We start from the raw sequence: 374 nt of genomic DNA, 5'->3' as shown, positions 1-374 counted from the left end.
AGCGACCGCGCTTTTTATCCACCAAAATCTACGATGAAGCATTTACAAACATATCATGACTTATCATTAAAGACCTTAGGTGTTTACAATCCCCCCTCTCTTGAATTCAAGATGTCTGTTAAATAAAAGCTAATTTAAAAGGCTCTAGCATAGAAAGCTAGAGCCTTTTTTATGTGGCTAGGCTATTTGGCGACGAAGGCGGAACATTTTATCTCCTTCTGAGACAAACATAATCAAGCAGGAGAAGATCACGACCACTAACCATTCCATTAAGCTAATTGCCTCAACGTGGAAGGCTGTTTGCATGAATGGTACGTAAGTTAGGATTAGTTGGAAAACAATCATTAAGCCAATCATTACCCAGGCTTTCCCAC

Annotated in this window: 1 protein-coding gene; it reads right to left on the bottom strand. The window is 39.6% G+C overall.

Annotation, left to right across the window (positions count from 1 at the left end; translation table 11 throughout):
* Positions 1–177 precede the first annotated feature (177 nt).
* Positions 178–357, bottom strand: a complete 180-nt coding sequence (locus ACFIK0_RS09450; protein ID WP_375663917.1) for a cation transporting ATPase C-terminal domain-containing protein — start codon at positions 355–357, stop codon at positions 178–180.
* Positions 358–374: the final 17 nt, after the last annotated feature.

This window comes from Bartonella sp. CL63NXGY, assembly GCF_042194905.1.
Lineage (GTDB): Bacteria > Pseudomonadota > Alphaproteobacteria > Rhizobiales > Rhizobiaceae > Bartonella.
This window is presented reverse-complemented; position numbering and strand designations above follow the sequence as displayed.

Bases quoted from the DNA above. Each gene is read 5' to 3' on its own strand.
- ACFIK0_RS09450 (WP_375663917.1), bottom strand. From the start codon at position 357: ATGATTGGCTTAATGATTGTTTTCCAACTAATCCTAACTTACGTACCA.